General features: G+C 72.1%; 13 protein-coding genes, 2 tRNA genes and 1 CRISPR repeat array (1 of these 16 only partly in view). Of the genes, 4 read left to right on the plus strand and 11 right to left on the minus strand.

Annotation, left to right across the window (positions count from 1 at the left end):
- Nucleotides 1–90: a CRISPR direct-repeat array (repeat unit 29 nt; unit sequence CTGCTCCCCGCCCACGCGGGGATGGACCC); it begins 423 nt to the left of the window's first position.
- Nucleotides 91–126: 36 nt separating this feature from the next.
- The gene (locus E0L36_RS03295) at nt 127–582 is read right to left on the minus strand and encodes an Lrp/AsnC family transcriptional regulator (RefSeq protein WP_180927332.1); all 456 of its coding nucleotides are present in this window, start codon (nt 580–582) and stop codon (nt 127–129) included.
- Between the two features lie 122 nt (nt 583–704).
- On the opposite strand from E0L36_RS03295, the gene E0L36_RS03300 reads away from it, so the two are divergent.
- Nucleotides 705–2,051 carry an aspartate aminotransferase family protein gene (locus E0L36_RS03300; RefSeq protein ID WP_258015882.1) on the plus strand — a complete coding sequence of 449 codons (1,347 nt, stop codon included), beginning with the start codon at nt 705–707 and terminating at the stop codon, nt 2,049–2,051.
- Nucleotides 2,052–2,724: 673 nt separating this feature from the next.
- A complete protein-coding gene (locus E0L36_RS03305; protein ID WP_180927333.1) occupies nt 2,725–4,815 on the plus strand; it encodes a serine/threonine-protein kinase in 2,091 nt (696 codons plus the stop codon).
- Nucleotides 4,816–5,534: 719 nt separating this feature from the next.
- On the opposite strand, the gene E0L36_RS03310 is transcribed toward E0L36_RS03305, so the two are convergent.
- Together E0L36_RS03310 and E0L36_RS03315 are read right to left on the minus strand one after the other, a co-directional pair.
- Nucleotides 5,535–5,608 (minus strand) — tRNA-Ile (locus E0L36_RS03310).
- Between the two features lie 564 nt (nt 5,609–6,172).
- Nucleotides 6,173–6,245, minus strand: a tRNA-Asn gene (locus E0L36_RS03315).
- A gap of 223 nt (nt 6,246–6,468) precedes the next feature.
- Between E0L36_RS03315 and E0L36_RS03320 the strand changes: the two genes are divergently transcribed.
- Nucleotides 6,469–6,768 (plus strand): YtxH domain-containing protein, encoded by a 300-nt coding sequence (locus E0L36_RS03320; RefSeq protein WP_180928564.1) that lies wholly within the window; start codon nt 6,469–6,471, stop codon nt 6,766–6,768.
- Nucleotides 6,769–6,916: 148 nt separating this feature from the next.
- On the opposite strand, the gene ligD is transcribed toward E0L36_RS03320, so the two are convergent.
- Nucleotides 6,917–7,801, minus strand: coding sequence for a non-homologous end-joining DNA ligase (gene ligD / locus E0L36_RS03325; RefSeq protein WP_180927334.1), 885 nt, complete (start codon nt 7,799–7,801; stop codon nt 6,917–6,919).
- Between the two features lie 30 nt (nt 7,802–7,831).
- Between ligD and E0L36_RS03330 the strand changes: the two genes are divergently transcribed.
- Entirely contained in the window at nt 7,832–8,935 is a 1,104-nt protein-coding gene (locus E0L36_RS03330; protein ID WP_180927335.1) for a Ku protein, read from the plus strand.
- Nucleotides 8,936–9,006: 71 nt separating this feature from the next.
- On the opposite strand, the gene E0L36_RS03335 is transcribed toward E0L36_RS03330, so the two are convergent.
- The 7 genes from E0L36_RS03335 to E0L36_RS03365 form a co-directional block, all read right to left on the minus strand.
- Entirely contained in the window at nt 9,007–9,768 is a 762-nt protein-coding gene (locus E0L36_RS03335) for an FkbM family methyltransferase (RefSeq protein WP_180927336.1), read from the minus strand.
- Nucleotides 9,765–9,992 (minus strand): Trm112 family protein, encoded by a 228-nt coding sequence (locus E0L36_RS03340; protein ID WP_180928565.1) that lies wholly within the window; start codon nt 9,990–9,992, stop codon nt 9,765–9,767. Before E0L36_RS03340 ends, E0L36_RS03335 begins: the two co-directional genes overlap by 4 nt.
- Nucleotides 9,982–11,097 (minus strand): DMT family transporter, encoded by a 1,116-nt coding sequence (locus tag E0L36_RS03345; protein ID WP_180927337.1) that lies wholly within the window; start codon nt 11,095–11,097, stop codon nt 9,982–9,984. Before E0L36_RS03345 ends, E0L36_RS03340 begins: the two co-directional genes overlap by 11 nt.
- Complete coding sequence (locus tag E0L36_RS03350) at nt 11,097–11,960, minus strand: bifunctional 2-polyprenyl-6-hydroxyphenol methylase/3-demethylubiquinol 3-O-methyltransferase UbiG (protein WP_180927338.1); 864 nt, start codon at nt 11,958–11,960, stop codon at nt 11,097–11,099. The genes E0L36_RS03345 and E0L36_RS03350 overlap by 1 nt, the downstream gene beginning before the upstream one ends.
- A 32-nt stretch (nt 11,961–11,992) precedes the next feature.
- On the minus strand, nt 11,993–13,306 hold the full coding sequence (locus E0L36_RS03355; protein ID WP_180927339.1) for a condensation protein: 1,314 nt from the start codon (nt 13,304–13,306) through the stop codon (nt 11,993–11,995).
- 212 nt (nt 13,307–13,518) lie between these two features.
- Nucleotides 13,519–17,883: an alpha-(1->3)-arabinofuranosyltransferase family protein gene (locus E0L36_RS03360; protein WP_180927340.1), complete on the minus strand. Its 4,365-nt coding sequence runs from the start codon at nt 17,881–17,883 to the stop codon at nt 13,519–13,521.
- Complete coding sequence (locus E0L36_RS03365) at nt 17,880–18,608, minus strand: bifunctional 2-polyprenyl-6-hydroxyphenol methylase/3-demethylubiquinol 3-O-methyltransferase UbiG (RefSeq protein ID WP_180927341.1); 729 nt, start codon at nt 18,606–18,608, stop codon at nt 17,880–17,882. Before E0L36_RS03365 ends, E0L36_RS03360 begins: the two co-directional genes overlap by 4 nt.
- Nucleotides 18,609–18,616 lie beyond the last annotated feature (8 nt).

Genomic DNA, 18,616 nt, shown 5'->3' on the forward strand with positions numbered 1-18,616 from the left:
CTGCTCCCCGCCCACGCGGGGATGGACCCGGGTCCCAGCCCCGCTCGATCAGCAGGACGTGATGCTCCCCGCCCACGCGGGGATGGGCCCCGACGTTGGCGGGAGACGGGTGGGCGGGGGTTGGGGTCAGTGGCCGGATCGGGGGGCGTCGGACTTGAGCGTCTTCATCGCGAAGCGTGACTGGAGTCTGGCCAGGCCGGGCAGGGCGAGGAGTTGCTGGGCCATGAAGTGCTCGTAGGTCTCCAGGTTCGCCACCGCGACGAGGGCGTGGTAGTCGGGGGCGCCGAACATGCGGCGGGCTTCGACGACTTCGTCGAAGTCGGTGAGCGCGGTTTCGAACCGTTCGACGGTCTCCCGGGTCTGGTCGGTGAGTTCGAAGTCGACCTGTACCTCGAAGCCGCGGTTGAGGGCTTTGGGGGCGATGCGCGCGTGGTAGCCGAGGATGACTCCCTCCTTCTCCAGACGCCGGACCCTGCGCAGGCAGGGGGAGGGGGTGAGACCGACGCGGTCCGCGAGTTCGGTGTTGGTCATGCGGCAGTCGCGGCGCAGGTGCTCGATTATTGCGTGATCGGTGCTGTCCACGCACGAAGTGTGCCAACGCCACTCTGACCTGGGCAATATCTGCAATCGAGTGCTCCGGTTTTCTCCCTAGCCTGGTCACGCACCTTCCCCACCGACGTCTCCGAGGCAAAGGCAGGCAGGACATGAGCGCGACGATGGAACCTCAGGCGAACACGCAACCCGCCGACAGCACGGGGGAGTTCTGGGCGACGGCCCGTCGGCATCTCATCCGCTACGCACGCAACGACTTCAGCCCCGCCATCATCGAACGTGCCGCCGGATCCCATGTGTTCGACAGCGATGGGCGCGCCATTCTGGACTTCACCTCGGGACAGATGAGCGCGCTGCTCGGGCACTCCCACCCGGCCGTCGTGGAGACCGTCCGGGAGTCGGTCGGGACCCTGGACCATCTGTTCAGCTGGATGCTCAGCCGTCCCGTGGTCGATTTGGCCGCCGCCCTCGCTGACACGCTGCCGTCCTCGCTGAGCAAGGTCATGCTGCTCAGCACCGGTGGTGAGTCGAACGAGGCGGCCATCAAGATGGCGAAGCTCTTCACCGGCGGGCACGAGGTCGTGGCGTTCGACCAGTCGTACCACGGGGTCACCCACGGCTCGTCCGCCGTGACGTACAGCCTGTCGCGGCAGGGGTGTGGGCCCGTCGCGCCGGGCAACATCGTCATCCCGACACCGAACGCCTACCGGCCGCTGTTCGAGCGTGACGGCCGTCATGACTGGCGGGCCGAGCTGGACTTCGCCTTCGGCATGGTCGATCGCCAGTCCGTGGGCAGTCTCGCGGCGTTCATCCTCGAACCGATCCTGAGCACCGGCGGCATCATCGAGCTGCCGCCGGGCTACCTCGCGGCGCTCAAGGAGAAGTGCGAGGAGCGCGGCATGCTCCTGATCGTCGATGAGGCGCAGACGGGGCTCTGCCGCACCGGTGACTGGTACGCCTTCCAGCACGACGGCGTCACGCCGGACATCCTGACCCTGTCCAAGACCCTCGGTGCAGGCTTCCCCCTGTCCGCGGTGATCACCAGCCCGGAGATCGAGGAGCGCTGTCACGAGCGTGGTTTCTACTTCGGGACCACACATGTCTCCGATCCGATGGCCGCCGCGATCGGGCTGACCGTCGTCAACGTCCTCGCGGAGGGGGCTTTCGAGCAGGTCGCCATGGGCCGCGGCGAGCGCCTTCGCCGGGGACTGCTCGAACTCCAGTCGCGGCACGAGCACATCGGCGACGTACGTGGCCGGGGTCTGCTTCAGGGCGTCGAACTCGTCGCCGACCGTGAGACGAAGAGCCCGGCGAACGAGATAGGTGCCGAAGTCACCGCGAAGTGCTTCGAGTTGGGGCTGCACATGAACATCGTCCAGTTCCCCGGCAGTAGCAGCATCCTGCGGATCGCGCCGCCACTCACCATCTCGGACGACGAACTCGACCGCGGGCTGGACCTCTTCGATCAGGCCCTCGCCAGCGTCAGCCCGGGCGCCTGACGCGAAGGACGGGGTCCGGCCGGGGGCACCTCGCGTTCGTCGCGGCGGTTCTCTCCTGAACCGCTGGGCGGGAGCGGAGTGTTCCCCGCGTCCCGTGGGTCCAGCCGTCATGTCGTCCCGGCCCGGACAGCCGCTGGAGCGACAACCGGAGCGGTCGCGGCGAGCCGGGTGACTCCAGGGCCACCCGACGGGGTTCGGGAGAGACCCGTGAGGCACCGGGTCCCCGACCACCGAACTGCCCTGTCCACACAGTGGGTTGATCGTCATCACGGCGCCCAGGGGCGGTTGACGCGATGGACGTGTCCCGGTCGCCGGGGGTCGCGTTCACCCGCCCGGAGCGTCATCGCGCGAGGCGTCCTGTGGGTACCGAACGTACCGCCCAGCGAACGGAGTTGGTCTACGGACACCGCGCCCCCGCCGGGCTTCCCGTGCCGTCCCGCGTGCCGCCTCCGCGCGCTCGCGCCCCGTCCGTCGCTGGTCCTGTTCCGCTCACCTCGCGGCGTGAGCCCGCGCGTTGAGGCGTGGGGCCGTGAATCGAGGGGTGTGGGGCGTGAGTTGGGGGCGTGGACGGTGGGCCCGTCCCGGCTCGAGACGATCGCTGAGTACTGTTACGCCCACTACGGTGAAACATTCACGGGTTGGTAAACGAGAAACTGCTCTGCGAGGGGGACGGGTGGCCGAAGCGCAGGGGGAATATGTGGGCCGCTACCTGCTGCGGGAACGCCTCGGAGCTGGCGGCATGGGCAGTGTGTGGCTCGCTGACGACGAGACGCTGGGCGCGCAGGTCGCCATCAAGCAGATCGAGATGCCCCGGGGCACGGGGAGCGTGCGGGGAACCGGGAGCGGTGAGTCCGGCGCGGAGAGCGGCGAGGTCTCCCAGGGGGAGGCGCTCATCCGTCGTGCTCGTCGCGAGGCGCTGCACGCGACGAAGTTACGTGGCCATCCCCACGTGGCGACGGTGCTCGACGTGGTGCAGCACGAGGGCCTGCCCTGGATCGTCATGGAGTACGTCTCCGGCGCGACGGATCTGGCCAAGGTCATCCGTGACCAGCCCCGCCTCCCGGAAGCCGAGATCTGCCGTATCGGCATCGCGGTACTGACCGCGCTGGAAGCGGGCCACGGGCACGGCATCGTCCACCGTGACGTGAAGCCGTCGAACATCCTCCTCGCGCCCGATCACGCCGGGAACCGGCACGGGCGGGTCATGCTGACCGACTACGGCATCTCGCTCGAAGCCGACTCCAGCCAGACCCGGATGACGGAAACCGGCTTCATCGGCACCCCGGGGTTCACGGCGCCCGAGCGCATGCGCGACGAGGAGCGGCGCGAGTCCGATCTCTTCTCGCTCGGCGCGACGTTGTACTGCGCCTCCGAGGGGCACGGCCCCTTTGACCGCGCCACGTCCATGGCCTCGTTCTCCGCCTCGCTTCTCGAACCGCCACGGTCACCGGTCCAGGCGAGCCCCGAACTCCGCGCCGTCCTGCTCGGTTTGCTGGAGAAGGACCCCGACCAGCGCACCGACATGCGCTCCGCCCTGACCTGGCTCACCCGCATCGAGCAGGCTCCGGCCGCGGGAGAGGTCACCTGGAACTTCCGGACCACGGGTCGCGGCGCGAGCGGATCCTCCGGACCGGCGCGGCACCCCGTTCCGGGACAGCCTCCGGCCCCGGGCTTCGGCGACAACTCGCCGACCACGTACGGTGCTTCGGGCCTCGGAGGCGCGGCCACCGCACCTCCGGGCACTCCGGCGGGCGCGCCCGCCCTGGCGAACCCCGCGCAGAGCCCGGCCATGAGCGGCTCCGCGGCCAACCCCGCCAAACGGGAAGACAGTTTGCGGCGGCTGTGGCGCTGGCTGCGCGGGCTGACCCTCACGGGAAAGGTCGTGGCGTTCGTCGTCGTGATGGCGGTGCTCTTCGCCACCGCGATGGTCATCGAGCGTATCGAGGCCAACAGCAAGGGAAACAACGCCAGTCAAGGGCCGAAGAAGAACGGGTCCGACGACTCCAAGGGGTCCGGCGGCGCGGGCGACGCGTCCGACTCCTCGGCCGGCCCCGACGCCGAACTCCCGTACGGCGAGAAGGTCGGCCTCAACAGCGCTCTCAAGGCGGGCGACTGCCTCAACGACTCCTGGAACGACAAGCCGTACAAGGGCACTCCGACCCTCAAGCCGGAGGCCTGCGACGACAGTCCGGACGGGCAGATCGTCGCGACCGTGGACAAGACCACCCGTCCGGAGGCCGAGAGCGAATGCCGGGCCCGCACGGGCTCGTTGCTCAAGAAGCTGGCTGACCCCATCCTCTACACGGTGGTCCCTGACCCGCGCAGCGCGCACAACGCGGAGGCGGGCTGCCTGGTGCTCCAGCGGAACACGTCCGTCGGGGGCCCGTTGGGCAAGTTCCGCACGATGGGGGACGACGTCTTCGTCACGCAGCTGGGCGAGGGGGACTGCTTCGACACCAGGAACTCCGAGGAGACCGACGACTCGATCACCTACGACACCTACCTGGTCCCCTGCGACCGTCCGCACAGCGAGCAGGTGATCGGCCCGGCCTTCGCCGAATCCGACGCCAAGTACGACGACATCAGCCCCAACGATCTCTGTCGCAACAAGTACCGTGACTCCTGGCCCTCTTCGGATCTCTACACCATCACCGGCTGGATCAACGACGTGGACTGGGACAACGGATTCCGTGCCATGACCTGCACCTTGGCGGGCAAGGACGACACCAAGATCCCCGCCGGCAAGGTCAAACCCCGCTACTGAGACCGCCCACGCACACCCGGCCCCGTCCGCAAGCCCGGACGGGGCCGGACCAGTACCGACCCCCGCCGTCCCCCCGCTATGCCTCCCCCTCGACCCAACGCACGCCTGAGCCCGCCGAATTGACGCTCCCTCGCGCAGGGCGCCCACTCCGCCGCGCCACGGTGCGCGCCAGCCGTGACGCTGTACGGCCGCCAACTACCGCGTGGCGGCCGCGACTCGGACCTCCCCGGCACTTGAGCCCACGGGCGGCCCAGCCGAGTCTCCTCGGGGGCCTGCCACGTCCGCCGCACTGGCCGAGCCGCCGGTCCGGACCGAGGAGGAGACAGCCCTGGACGACCGCGCCACCGGCCTCACCACTGACCTCGTCCCACGGCAGCACGCCCCGCGAGGCTGACAACCGAGGGAGACGGCGGCCCCGTCACGAGAGCCGATTCACGAAGGTGAGGAGCCGTCGTCCCTGACGGCCCAGGCCACGCCGATCCACCTACCAAATTTCGTACGTGGCCCCCTGAGGCCGCGACAGGGGATGGGTCGTGTTGGACCAGAGGGGATATCCGCGATGCGCCGAAGGGAGCCCAGGTCACCTTCGCGACCTGGGCCGTATGCCCTGTCCCCTGAGTGTCCCCTGAGCCCTGGTCTGAGCGATAACGGACGGGGTCACCGTCCTCGGCGGGGTCCACAGACCAGACGTTTTCCCAGGTCAGATCGATTTTGCTGGGTGGGGCGGGTGGGACTCGAACCCACGGCCGACGGATTATGAGTCCGTTGCTCTAACCGGCTGAGCTACCGCCCCGTTACGGCGCGCCGCGCACATCTGTGCGCGCCGTCTGCCGCAGCATAGCTCCTCATACGATCTGCCGCCCGTGCCGGGGGAGGCTCACGGGGGCGATGGGGATCTACGGGAGAGAGGACACCGTTCGCGGGCGTCTGGTTCCCGGTAGTCACGGATCACTTCACGGGCGTCCGGTGGGCGTTGCGCTGGGGTGGGGCGGTCCCGCGAGCACGAACGGCTCAACCCGGTCTGGGTTCGCCGGGGTTCGGGTGGTGGACGTCTGGGCCGACCGGGTTCGGGTGGTGGGTCGGCCTTCGCGCTGCCGCCGTGGCTGGGGCGGTGGCCAGGTCGGTCGAGGGCGGGGAAGCGGGGAAGCTGACGGGCCGTGCGGTTCCGGCAGGGTTGCTCGAGGAGGCGTCCGGTGGCTCGCGAAGGGCTGACGGGTGGACACGTGTGCGGTGCGGGCGGGGAGGGGCCGAGGGGTCGGGTGCGGTGTGGAGCTGGCCCGGTGAGGGCGGCGCCGGACGAGTGGCAGCGGGGGTGGGCGCACGAGAAAGGGCCCCGGTGGGGGCCCTTTGGGTGGTGCTCCCGCGACTGGACTCGAACCAGTAACCTGCCGGTTAACAGCCGGCTGCTCTGCCGATTGAGCTACACGGGATTGCTCTGCTCAGGGGCGCTGACCCGCTCTGGGGGGCGCTCCCTCGCTGCGACCCATACATTAGCGCATGCCCGGGGGTACTCCGAAATCGGTATCCGGACGGTCGCCCTGGATTCCGGGGGAGCGGGGAACGTTGCGGAGCGGGGAGGCGTTCAGAGCGCGTCCCGGGAGAACCGTGAGGACCATGAGAGCCAAGGGAACCGAGAGAATGAGGTGTGTGGGCATGCGCTACCGGCTCACGTTCGTCGCAGGGCTGGCCGTGGGGTACGTGCTGGGTACGCGTGCCGGTCGCGAACGGTACGAGCAGCTGTGCCGGGCCGGTCAGCGGTTCGCGGAGAACCCGGCGGTGCGTAACGCGCGGGAGTCGGCCGTGCAGACGGGGCGGCAGGCGGCCTCGAAGGCGGTGGACGCGGTGAACGAGCGGTTCGGTGAGCGTCTTCCCGGTTCGGTGAGCGATCGTGTCCGGTCGCTGCGTGATCAGCGCACCCCGATGGACGACGGCTGGGGGACCGGTTCCGTCTAGCGTGCGCCGGCCCGGTGGGTGGGTCCCGGTGCCCGGTGGGTGCGGCCCAGGGTGCCGGGCCCGTGGGTGGGGGCCCTGGAGGTCCGTCGTGGCGGAGGTGCGGCCCGGGCGCGGGCCGGTGGTGGGGCGCGTCGCTGCCGGGTGGGAATCAGGGGAGGCGGGGTGCGGCCTCGCGGTCGAGGAGGGGGGCGAGGATGTCGCCGTGCTCGCGGAGCCGTCCGGGGAGGTCGCTGGAGAGGAAGACCAGGTCTTCGGCGGATCCGGCGTCCCCGAGCTCGTCCCAGGTGACGGGGGTGGAGACCGTGGGGCGGCGCTTGGCGCGGAGGGTGTAGGGCGCGGCCGTGGTCTTGGCGCCGTTGTTCTGTGAGTGGTCCACGAAGATCTTGCCGGGGCGCAGCTTGCGGGCCATCTTGCTGATCGCCAGGTCCGGCAGGTCGGCCTCGGCTTCCTGGGCGACGCGTTTGGCGTAGGCGGAGACGTCGTCGGACTCCGTGGGTTCGATGGCGGCGAGCAGGTGCAGGCCCTTCGAGCCGGAGGTCTTGGGGAGGGCGTGGAGGCCGTCCTGGCGCAGTCGGTGCCGGAGCCAGTCGGCGACCGTCCGGCAGTCCAGGATGTCCGTTCCCTCGCCGGGGTCGAGGTCGAAGACGATGCGGTCGGCGGCGCCCTCGTACTCCGTCCGCCACTGTGGGGTGTGGAGTTCCAGCGCCGCCAGGTTGGCCGCCCAGACGAGGCTGGCGAGGTCCTGGAGCAGGACCTGGTTCATGGGCTCCCGGCTGGCCCGGGTGATGGTGCGCACCGTCACCCAGCCGGGGGTGCCGGGCGGGACGTGCTTGGCGAAGAAGCGGTCCGCGTCGACCCCGTCCGGTGCGCGGAGGAAGGAGAGGGGGCGCCCCTCCAGGTGCGGGAGCAGGCTGTCGGCGACCTCCGTGTAGTAGTGCAGCACCTCGCCCTTGGTGAATCCGCAGGCCGGGTAGAGCACCTTGTCGAGGTTGCTGAGCGTCAGCCGGTGCCCCTCGATCTCCGTGTGCGGCATACCCTGAGAGTCCCACAGAAGGGACGAACTATGCGATCTATCTGGAAAGGGTCCATATCCTTCGGGTTGGTGTCGGTGCCGGTCAAGGTGTTCGCCGCCACCGAGAACCACAGCGTCTCCTTTCACCAGGTGCACATCCCGGACGGCGGGCGGATCCGCTACCGCAAGGTGTGCCAGCTGGACGAGGAGGAGGCGCCGCGGGAGGAGATCGGCCGGGGTTTCCAGACGGAGGACGGTTCGACGGTGCTGATCACCGACGAGGACCTGGCGGCGCTCCCCCTGCCGACGGCGAAGACCGTGGAGATCCTGGCCTTCGTGCCGGAGGAGGACATCGACCCCATCCAGCTGGATCGGTCGTACTACCTCGCGGCTGACGGGCAGCGCGCCGCCAAGCCCTATGTGCTGCTGCGGGAGGCGCTGACCCGGTCGGGCAAGGTCGCCGTCGCCAAGCTGGCGATGCGCGGCCGGGAGAGCCTGGGGATGCTGCGGGTCTACGCGGACACTCTCGCGCTGCACACCATGCTCTGGCCCGACGAGATCCGCTCGGCCGAGGGCATGGCGCCCGAGGAGCGGGTCACGGTGCGGGACGCGGAGCTGGACCTGGCGGACACCCTGATGGAGACGCTGGGCGAGCTGGACTGGGGCGAGCTGCGTGACGAGTACCGCGAGGCGCTGGAGCAGCTCGTCGCGGCGAAAGCGGAGGGCGTCGAGCCGGGCGAGGCCGAGACGGCTCCGGCGGCCGGACGGGGCAAGGGGCAGGTCGTCGATCTGATGGCGGTGTTGCGGAGCAGCGTCGACGAGGCGCGGGAGGCGCGCGGAGAGGACGCGACGGTGCACGAGCTGTCGGACCGGCGGGGGCGGTCCGCGGGTGGGAAGACCGAGCCGAAGAAGTCCGCGAAGGCGTCAGGGAAGAAGGCGACGAAGAAGTCCGCGACGAAGAGGTCCACGAAGAAGACGGCCGGGACGTCCGGCCGGAAGACGGGGGAGAAGGCGGCGGCGCAGAAGACGGGGACGGCGAAGACCGGGGCGAAGAAGTCCGCCTCCGCGAAGAAGACGGGGACGGGCGGGACGGCGGGGAAGAAGTCCGCCGCGAGGAAGACGGCGGCGAAGCGCCCCGCGCGGAAGGCCGGTTGAGCCGTCGCGGGCGCGCCGGGGCTGCCGTGGGGCGGCCCCGGTCCGTCCCGACCGGGGGATCCGCCGGGAGGTCAGGCGCCCGGTGTCCGGCCGTCGGGGAGGAAGAGCACCGAATTGACGTACCGGCGGTGCGGCGCGAGGGAGCGGCGCAGCAGGCCGTGCTCGGCGACGTGTCCGGTGCGGCGCTGGTGTTCGGCGAGGTCGAAGGAGGCGAGCGGGCACCACTCCCGGGCTGGCAGCACCCAGCCGTCGTAGCCGAGGCCGGACAGCAGGCTGAGCACCGGGTCCAGCGGCTGGATGCGTACCTCCAACTCGATGAACAGCGCGGGACGTTCGCGGGCGATGGTGGCCTCGGCGCCGTGCAGGACGGGCAGTTCGCTGCCGTCCACATCGATCTTGAGCAGGGTCACGTCGCTCAGCGCCAGCTCGTCCAGCGGGAAGCAGGCGACCTCCAGCGTCGCGTCGTGTACCTCCCGCCGGACCAGGGAGGAGACGCCACGGTCACCCCGCCCGTCCGCCGGGAGCCAGAGGGTGGCGCGGCCCGAGTGGTCGCTGGCCGCCGCCTGGAGGACCTCCACGCGTTCCGGCGCGGTACCGCGCAGGTGGCGGGCGAGGTGCGGCACCGGCTCGACCGTGACCACCCGGTCGGCGCGGGTGGCGAGCCGTCGCGTCCACGGGCCGTACCAGCCGCCGATGTCCACGGCGGTGCCGCCACGGGGACAGAAGTCGGCGAGACGGCCCAACTCCGGTTCGAAGCGCGGATAGAGGAGGTCGGTGGCCCGGGTCAGCAGTCGCGGCGGCAGGTGCGGGCCGATGCGGGAGGCGAGTGTCATGAGGGGCGCTCCTCCGGATCGCTGAGGCTGCGGAGGAGCCGGGCGTGCTCCTCCTCGTCGAGCTGTTCGCCCGCCGAGGGCAGGAGCTGCGGTATGCCGTCCACGATCGGGTAGCGGCGGCGCAGCCGGGGGTTGTAGAGCGCCTCCTCCGGTTCGAGCAGGGTGAGTGGGCCCTTGTCGAGCGGGCAGGCGAGGATCCTCAACAGGGGGTCGTCAGCCGAAATACGGGGCATGGTCCGGGCCTTTCTCGGTGGTGCGGGGGAGCGTGGCGGAGAGCGGACGCCCCGCGATCGGTGGCTGTGGAGCGGGGTCCGGTGGGGGGCGGGGGCCGGTGGGGCCGTCCGCGTCCTCCCGGCCGGGCGCGGTGCCCGGCGGGTCCGGGGTGGCCTCGGCGCGGCCGCCGGGCCGCTGACCGGGTGGGGAGGTGGGGCCGTCGTCCGGGGGGCCGTCGGCGGTCTCGTCGTGCCGGGGGAGGGTCAGCAGCACCGCGATGGCGAGGACACCTCCGCCGAGCCGGAGCGCCAGTCGCAGCGGTTCCTCCGGCAGTGGCTCGGAGAACGCCACCGTCCCGCTGACCACGGCGAACAGGAAGTTCACCGTGGTGCACACCGGAACGATCAGGGAGGCGCGGCAGCGCTGGAGCGCGGTCTGCGACAGCACCAGCCCGGTGGAGCCGGTGCACAGCAGCAGGTACGGGTAGGGCGAGGTGAGCAGGGCGCGGATGGTGCCGCCCGGGTCCTCGAAGTCCAGCAGCCCGGACACGCCCTTGATCGCGAGCGAGCTGACGCCGTAGAGGAAGCCGACGGCGACGCCGTACGGCACCCCGGCGGTCGGCATCCGGTGGCGGCGGCGCGAGCGGCGCTCCGCGGCGACGAACAGGCCCAGCGCCAGCGCGAGGGACGGCAGGCAGATGCCGAGCAGCACCGGCAGCGGGGCGATCTTGCTGATCGGTTCGGTGCCGCCGCGCAGCGAGAACACCAGCATCACCAGTGAGCACAGGATCGCGGCCATCGCGTACCGCTCGCGGCTGCCCGGCCGTTCGCCGAGCACCAGCGCGGAGAGCAGCAACAGCATCACCAGACCGGTGACGAACAGCCCCTGCGCCGCGACCAGCGGCAGGGTGCGGTACACGGCGAGCTGCGCGACGAAGCCGAGCAGCAGCGAGGCGGCGCCGAGGATCCAGAGCGGGCTGCGCAGCAGATGGAGGACGAGCTGCGCGGGCCTGGTGGCGGAGAGCGGCGGCAGTCCGGACAACGCCCGCTTCTCGATCACGAATCCGGCGCTGAACAGCAGGTTGGCGATGAGCGCCGCGCCGACTCCCCACAGCATTACCGGTCCGTCCGTGCGGGTTGGGCCGGTTCGCCCCGGGTGCCGTTCGCCCGCTCGGTGGCGGTGGCGTCGGGGCCGCCGCGCTTCCGGGCGTGCACCAGCAGGATGGAGGCGAGCGAGGGGGTGTGGCAGGCGGCCCGGTCCAGAGGCCGGAAGGGGCGGGGCACGTCGTGGTACGGGGCGCCGGTGATCCGCACCACCTCGAACCCGGCGGCGGGCAGCAGGGAGCGCAGCGCGCGGGCGGTGTAGAGCCGGAGGTGGCCGACGACCTGGGAGCCGGGACGGCCGTGGATACCGCGCAGCGAGACCTCGGAGAACACCGGCTGGGTACCGAAGAGCAGCAGCGCGCGGTTGTACCAGGCGGCCAGGTTGGGGGTGGAGAGCAGCAGATGGCCGTCGGGGCGCAGCACCCGGCGCAGTTCGTCCAGCGCCGCGTCCGGATCCACCAGGTGCTCGATGACCTCGGAGAACAACACCGCGTCCGCGGCTCCGGAGGCGATAGGCAGCCCTGGCGCGGTCAGTTCGCCGCGGACCGCGCCGATGTGGGTGGCGGCCCGGCGCAGCGCGTCCTGTGACCAGTCGACGCCGACGATGCGGTGCGGGGCGAGGACGCGCGCGGCGGTCGCCGCCGCGGTGCCGTCACCGCAGCCGACGTCCAGCACCGTGGCGGGGGTGGAGCCGGGGCGGTCGCCGAGGGCGCGCGCCAGGATCGCCGCCTGCCGCCGGGCCCGGTCCGGTCCGGACGCGACCGGGGTGGCCGGATCCTCGTACAGCTCGTGCAGGCTGTCCCGGGGCGCGGCGGCGCGGGACGCGGGGGCGGCGCCGTCGTGCGCCGCGGTGTCCTGGGCTGGGGTGGTGCTCATGATCTTCTCCTCCGGCTGGGGTGCCTCCGGACTCACGGCCGGTACGCGGTGGCGGCGAGGGCCCGGGCGAAGAGCGCGCCGAGCCGGGTGCCCGCCTCGTCGTCCAGCCGCGCCCGCGACCAGCGCAACGCCAGTTGCAGACGGCCGCCGGTGGAGACGGTGGTGATGGACAGCCCGCGCGGGACGCGGGCCGGGGCGGAGAACCAGACGGCCGTCGCGCGCCCGGCGTCCCCGAAGTCCAGGGGATAGGGGACGCGGCCGATGTTCGACAGCAGGACGCTGGACGCCCACGGTCCGGCCGCCCCGCGCAGCGCGCGGACCCCGGCGGCGCGCACCCCGACGGGCAGCACCGGGCTGGTCAGCAGGTCGCCGCTGAAGCCGAGTTGGGGGCGGTCGGCGGCCTTGAGCGCGCGGGTCCGCGCGGCGGTCGCGCGCAGCAGCCGGTCGAGCGCCGCCGGATCGGGCTCTTCGGTGGCGGTGAGCGCCTCGTGTTCCGCGCGTTCCTCCGGCGCGAAGGCCACCTCGACCAGCCGGGTGCCGTTGTTGATCGGCATGTCGGCGCCGCGCGGACGGTCGTCCACCGGCATGGTGATCCGGATGGGCCGGGCGGGCAGCCGGTGGACCCGGTTCCAGCGGGCGATGGTGAGCCAACTGGCCACCAGCAGCTGATCGTTGACCGTGTACGCGCTGGGCTGGCCCGGTTCGCGGGGTGGACGCCCGGGCAGCGGCAGATCGGAGATCAGCATGCCGTTGCCGGGGGCGCCGGGGTGCCCGGTGTCGGCGGCGACCCGGGCGGGCAGCGGCCAGAACGGGGCCACCGCCCGAGACAGCGGCGAGCCGGTGGCCGGGCGGCGCTCCGGGGTGGCCGCCGCGGTGCGTACCGGCGGCGGCGCGGGCGCGTTGTCCGCCCCGCCGTACAGTTCGGCGGCGGTCGCCACCACGCGCAGGCAGGCCGGGCCGTCGAGCGCGGTGTGGTTGATGGTGACGAGCAGCACCCACCCCTCGCCGTGTGCGACGACCTCGACCCGGATCGGTGGGGAGGCGTCCGGCGAGGGGCAGTCGCTGAGGGCTCTGCGCCGCGCCTCCTCCAGGGTTCCTCCCGGGTAGGAGACCGGGTCCCGGTCGGGCTCACCGGTCAGCACCCACCTGTAGTTCCGGTGCCACCAGCGCACCCGCGCCTCCCGCACCAGGATGCGCGGATGGCGCCGCATGGCCTCGGTGAACGCTGCGGTCAGCCGGTCGTGCCGGGGCCGGGAGGGCAGATGGATCTCGATGTGGATGGTCTCCGGTTCCGTCGCGGAGAGGCAGTGCCTGCTGATCTCGTCGACGGTGGGGAAGGGCAGCACCTCCGGGAGCGGCCCGGCGCCCCCCTCCCCCCGGGTGCCCCCGGTACCTCGGGCGCCCGCGGTACCTCCGCCTGCCCCGGCAGCTCCGGTCGCCGTCCCGGGCTCCGGAAGCGGCCCGGTGGGGGTCGGTTCCGGATCGGCGGGGGGCCCACCGCCCGGCCCACGCGGGGCCGGGTCGGCGGGAGACCGGTCGTAGTGCCGGTGCGGTGCGGTCATGACGCGGGGCCCTCCCCCTGGTCGTGCTGGTTGTGCTGGTGGCGCTGACCGGACGGTCCGGGCCTGCCGCCGGAGGCGGGCCCGGCGGGCTTCGTCAGGCCGGGGCCGCTCGGCGCGGGCACGGTGTTCCCGGACCGGGCCGACTCGTCGAACTCCGGCGGCCGGGGCCCGAACGAGCCGTCCGGTTCCGCGTCCCGCTCCGTCTCGGGAGTACGGCCGGGCAGCGTCACCAGCGCGGCGGTGAGGCCGAGCAGCGCCAGCGCCTGCGCGGTGTGCCCGAAGGCGCCGGACTGGCTGCTCGCCGAGGTGCCGGTGCCGATCGCCGCCGCGATACCGGCGCCCACCATGGCGAGCGCGGCGACCGCGGGCAGCGGACCGGGACGCCAGCGCGCTACCAGCGCGAGGGCCGGAACCACCAGCGCGTACGGCCCGGCGGCCAGCGCCACGACCAGCGTGAGCGCGACGGTGCCCAGCACCCAGCCCGGACGCGGCACCTCCGCCTCACCCTGTTCACCCAGCGGCGTACCGCTGCGGGGACGGACGAAGGCGAAGCCGAGCAGCGCCAGAATGCCGAGGCCGCCCGCTATCAGGCCGCCCTGATACCAGCTCGCGGGCTCGTACTCCAGGGTGACGGTGCCCTTCTCGCCCTCCGGGATGAGGAAGCCCTGCTGCCAGCCGTCCAGCGTCAGCGACTCCAGCTCCTTGCCGTTGAGCGTGGCCTTCCAGCCGTCGTTGGCGTTCTGGTGGGTCTGGAGGTAGGCGGCGTCGCCGTCACCGACGCGCACCTTCCGGTCGTCTCCCGACCAGTCCTCGGCCGAGACGGTGCGGCTGGCACTCGCGATGCCGTCCGCCGCCGTCCGCGCACCGTCCGGGGACGCCGCCGTACCGCTGCTCAGGCTGATGTCGGTGACAACCAGCGGACCGGTGTCACCCGCCTCCACGGTGTGCTTCCCCGACTTCAGCTCCAGACTGCCGTCCTTGGCCTCACCCGCGCACAGCTCGACGGATATGGGGCGGCGCTCCGTCAGGTCCCGGACCTTCCCCTCAGCCTTGGTGGTGTGCAGCGTGCCGTCCACCGCGACCGCCGGGCCCTGGCCACAGGGCAGTTCGAAGGTCTGCTTCGGGTCCGGCGGCGGCACCTGGAGATCCTTCAGCGCGGGCAGGTAGACCTCGCTCAGCCCGACGGGCAGCTGGAGGTTCTTGTCCGCGATCGGGTTGTGCACCGTGAGCTTCTTCGTCTTGGTCACGGTGATGTCCAGCTGGTCGGTCTCGATCCCCTCGAACCGGGCCTGGCCGTTCTTGTCCACTCCGGCCGTGGTGGCGCCGTCCGGCGAGGAGATCCGCACCTCCTCGGGACGGGACGAGATGCCGCCGGCCGACGCCAGCACGATCTCGCTGATCTCCCGCTTCTCCGGCCAGCGCAGCCGGATCGTGGGCTTGTCCCCGGCGATCCACGCCGTGGTGAGGTCACCGTCCACCAGGTTACGGGCGCTGAGCGCCGTACCGGTGCGGCTGGTGGAGTCGACGGACGCGGTGATCCGCTCCCGCGAGCCGGGAGCCACTTCGTCCAGCAGCCGGTCGAGTTCGTCTCCCGGCACCGGCAGCGCCTGAGCGCGCAGCCGGTAGTCGGCGGGCTTGTCGGTGGAGAACTGCCGGTGCAGGCCCGTCTCGGCGGAGACCGGGGAGAGGCCGCCGGGGTCGCTGCCCCGGTGCAGCGAGATGGTCTCGCCGTCCGCGCCGTGTCCCCGGGCGTCGGAGGGCAGCTCCAGCATCCGCGTGACCTGCACGTCCGGGATGGAGATCTCCGAGAAGCCCGCCCCGGACAGCCCCGGCTTGGGCCGCTGCGAGTCGGTGATGGTGATCTTCATCCACTTCGCGGCGCCGCGCGGGGCCGCCACCTTCTGCTTCTTGCCGGTCGGCTGGAGCGCGCTCGACTTGCTGCCGTGATCGGTCTCGATCCGGACGCGGGTCGGCGCGGCCCGGGTCTCTTCGGCGGGCAGCGGCGTCAGCTCCAGGGTGTCCGGGATGTCGACCGTGCCGTCGAACCCGATCCGCAGCCACTGGCCGACCGGATCCCCGGCCGAGCCCTCGGCCCAGGCCGTGTCCGGGTTGCCGTCGAACGCCCCGACCGGGTCGAACTGTGGCAGGTGGAACAGCCAGTTGCCACTGCTGGACGCCGTCACGGACGAGGCCCCCCGCAGCACCGCGGTGGTCTGCCGCCCCTTGCCGCCGCGGGGCGGCTCCGGGGGCAGGATCTGCTTCGGCGCGGCCCCCGGGTTCTGGAGACTCTTCTCGTGGTTCCGCTCAGAGGCGGTGTACGTGTACGAGGTGTTCGTGTTGACCAGGCCGAAGCGGGTGTCGGCCCGGCGCAGCCCGTCCGCCGTCGCCTGGAGGGACGGGGTGTCGAGCCCGGGATGCCGGTCTCCGGTGAGCACCGTCGGCCGCTCCGCGAACGACGGGTCGGCCGCGAGCCGCAGCAAGGCCTCCGGGCCACCGCTGACCTGGGCGGTGTCGGCCACCGGCCGCAGCGCGACCTCCTTGGGCCGCTCGGTGTCCTTGGGCGCGTAGATCTCCACGGCCTGCTGGCGCGGGTAGAAGCCCGCCACCTGAAGGGGGGTGTCGGCGGGAATCCGGCCACCGGTGAGCTTCGGACCGTAGCCCTTCACCTTCTCGTAGCCGGACGCCTCCAGGGTCCGCTTGACCGTCTGCGGCGGTACGTACCCCAGCTGGTCCGGGTCCAGATCGCCGCGGACCACCACGTTGTGCAGCCCGGAGCGGGCCAGGAAGGCCGCGAGCCCCGGCACCTCGCTGCCGGTCATCAGCGCCTGCTCGACCGCGTCGGTCGCCCGCCGGTTGCCCGGGGTGCCGAACGGCACGTAGTCGCGCTGCGCCCAGGGGGAGTCGGCGAGGACGTCCAGCGGCTGGTCGATGGGCGAACCCCAGGTGTAGGTCCCGTGCGCGGTGGCCGGAGTGACGTAGGCGCGACTGTTCGGCGAGTTCTTCTCCAGCCAGTCCGCCGTCTGCTCCCAGTGCCGGGGCAGCTCCTTGAAGGCGCCGGGCTGGAGGATGTCGCCGTTCGCGTACGGCAGTGCCAGCCCCGGCAGCACCGCGACGGCGGCCAGCGCCGGCAGGAACCGCCGACCCGGCAGCGGACGGGCGTGCCGGGCCGTCACCACCATCGCGGTGAAGTGCGCCAGCCCGAAGGCGAGGGCCAGGGCCAGCCCCGGCTGGAACTTGTAGATGTTGCGGAACGGACGGAGCGCGCCGTCCAGCCAGCCCTGGATCGGCTCGGCGAACGGACCGCCCAGCGCCCCCGCGTACCCGGCCAGCATGATCCCGGCGACGGTGACCACGACCAGCACCAGCCAGCGCCGCTCGGGCAGGTCCCGGCGGGCGAGCCCGGCGAGACCCAGCGCCGCGGCGAACGCGCCGCCCAGGATGGCCAGCACGCTCCCGGCGACCGTCCAGCCCGCGGGCAGCCACGCCTCACCGAAGTTGAGGTACGCCGTCCAGTTGCCGGCGCCGCGCAGCATCTCCGTCGCCGACATGGTGCCGGTCGTGGTCTCGGCGGTCTCCACGTACGGCATGAAGTCCTCGCCGAACGCGCCCAGCAGCAGCAGCGGTACCACCCACCAGACGGTGGCCAGCAGCACACCCGGTATCCACCAGGCCAGCAGCGTGCGGCGCCGACGGCCCGTCCGCGTCAGGACGTACAGGCCGACCGGCAGGAGCGAGGCCAGCGTCGAGGCGGCGTTCACCCCACCCATGAAGGGGATCAGCAACGCGGAGCGGGCCGCCGCCACCCGTGGGCTGAGCACCACGGAGGTCAGCGGCAGGATCACCCACGGCAGCACGGCGCCCGGCAGCGCAGCCGCCGAGGTGGAACCGACGACGATGGTGAACGTGGGCCACAGCGCGTACACCGCCGCGCCGAACAGCCGGGAACCGGGAGCACCGATACCCAGCCGCTCCGCGAGCCGCAGCGCGCCCCAGAACGCCGCCGTGATCACCAGCGACATCCACAGCCGCTCCGCCAGCCAGGTCGGCACCTGCGCGAGGTCCGCCAGCCCGTAGTACGGGAGCATCGGGAAGAGGTAGCCGACGTACTGGTCGGCGATGCCGCCGAAGCCACCCCGGTCGTGCCAGAGCCCACCGAGGTCACTGATGAACTGCCAGGGATCCGTGGCGACGCCGAGCTTCGTCTCGAAGGTCATCTTCCCCGGGGACTTCGCGAGGAAGGCGACGAACACGATCGCCCAGAACCCCAGCAGCCAACGGCGGTTGCGCGGCTCCTCGGGAGGGGGAGCCGGTTGGGGAGAGGTGGCCGGGGCCGGGGGTGGCGCCTGGACGGTCGTGGTCATGGGGAACACCGCCGAAGGATGAGGAGGAGGTTCCAGGTGGCGACTTCACGCAGGCCGGGTACGCGGGTGACGGCGCCGGCCAGGAAGGGCCAGTAGCGGGAACGAGCGGAGACGATCTCCACGTCCGGCCGGGCGCGGACATGCCGCAGGGTCGGGCCGACGTGGACGGCGAAGAGGTTCTCGCCCAGGGTGTGCTTGGCGGGCCTGCCGGTGCGCCGCTCGTACCGGGCGCGGGCACGGGCGTGGCCCAGGTAGTGCCAGGGGGCGGTCTCGTGGCCGCCCCACGGGGAGTACCAGTTGGTGAACGCCACGTAGATCAGCCCGCCGGGCCGGGTGACGCGCACCATCTCGGAGAGGAAGGTCTGCGGGTCGGCGACGTGCTCCAGCACGTTCGACGAGAAGCACACGTCCGCGGCGCCGTCGGCGAGGGGCAGCAGATAGCCGTCCGCGACCACAGCGCCCTCCGGCCGACGGCCGTGGGCGCCCAACTCCTCGCGATCCGGCTCGAACAGGAAGCACTCGGCGCCCCGCTCACGGAACTCCTCGGTGAAGTACCCGGCACCGCCGCCGACATCGACGACGGTGGCTCCGGGCAGCGGCGCGTGCTGAGCCACCTGGGCCACCGCGTCACGCGCCAGCAGCCGATAGCACGCCTCCGGATCGCTCTGCTCCCGCATGAAGCCCCGGAAAAGCGCCACGGATCTTCGCAGCGAAGGGTCACGCACCGTTCCCC

The organism is Streptomyces sp. AJS327 (assembly GCF_013450295.1).
Taxonomy (GTDB): Bacteria; Actinomycetota; Actinomycetes; order Streptomycetales; family Streptomycetaceae; genus Streptomyces.

Excerpts from the sequence above, each read along its gene's own strand:
- E0L36_RS03360 (WP_180927340.1), bottom strand. The coding sequence starts at position 17,883 with ATGACCACGACCGTCCAGGCGCCACCCCCGGCCCCGGCCACCTCTCCC.
- E0L36_RS03335 (WP_180927336.1), bottom strand. The coding sequence starts at position 9,768 with ATGACACTCGCCTCCCGCATCGGCCCGCACCTGCCGCCGCGACTGCTG.
- E0L36_RS03320 (WP_180928564.1), top strand. The coding sequence starts at position 6,469 with ATGCGCTACCGGCTCACGTTCGTCGCAGGGCTGGCCGTGGGGTACGTG.
- E0L36_RS03345 (WP_180927337.1), bottom strand. The coding sequence starts at position 11,097 with ATGCTGTGGGGAGTCGGCGCGGCGCTCATCGCCAACCTGCTGTTCAGC.
- E0L36_RS03300 (WP_258015882.1), top strand. The coding sequence starts at position 705 with ATGAGCGCGACGATGGAACCTCAGGCGAACACGCAACCCGCCGACAGC.
- E0L36_RS03330 (WP_180927335.1), top strand. The coding sequence starts at position 7,832 with ATGCGATCTATCTGGAAAGGGTCCATATCCTTCGGGTTGGTGTCGGTG.
- ligD (WP_180927334.1), bottom strand. The coding sequence starts at position 7,801 with ATGCCGCACACGGAGATCGAGGGGCACCGGCTGACGCTCAGCAACCTC.
- E0L36_RS03350 (WP_180927338.1), bottom strand. The coding sequence starts at position 11,960 with ATGAGCACCACCCCAGCCCAGGACACCGCGGCGCACGACGGCGCCGCC.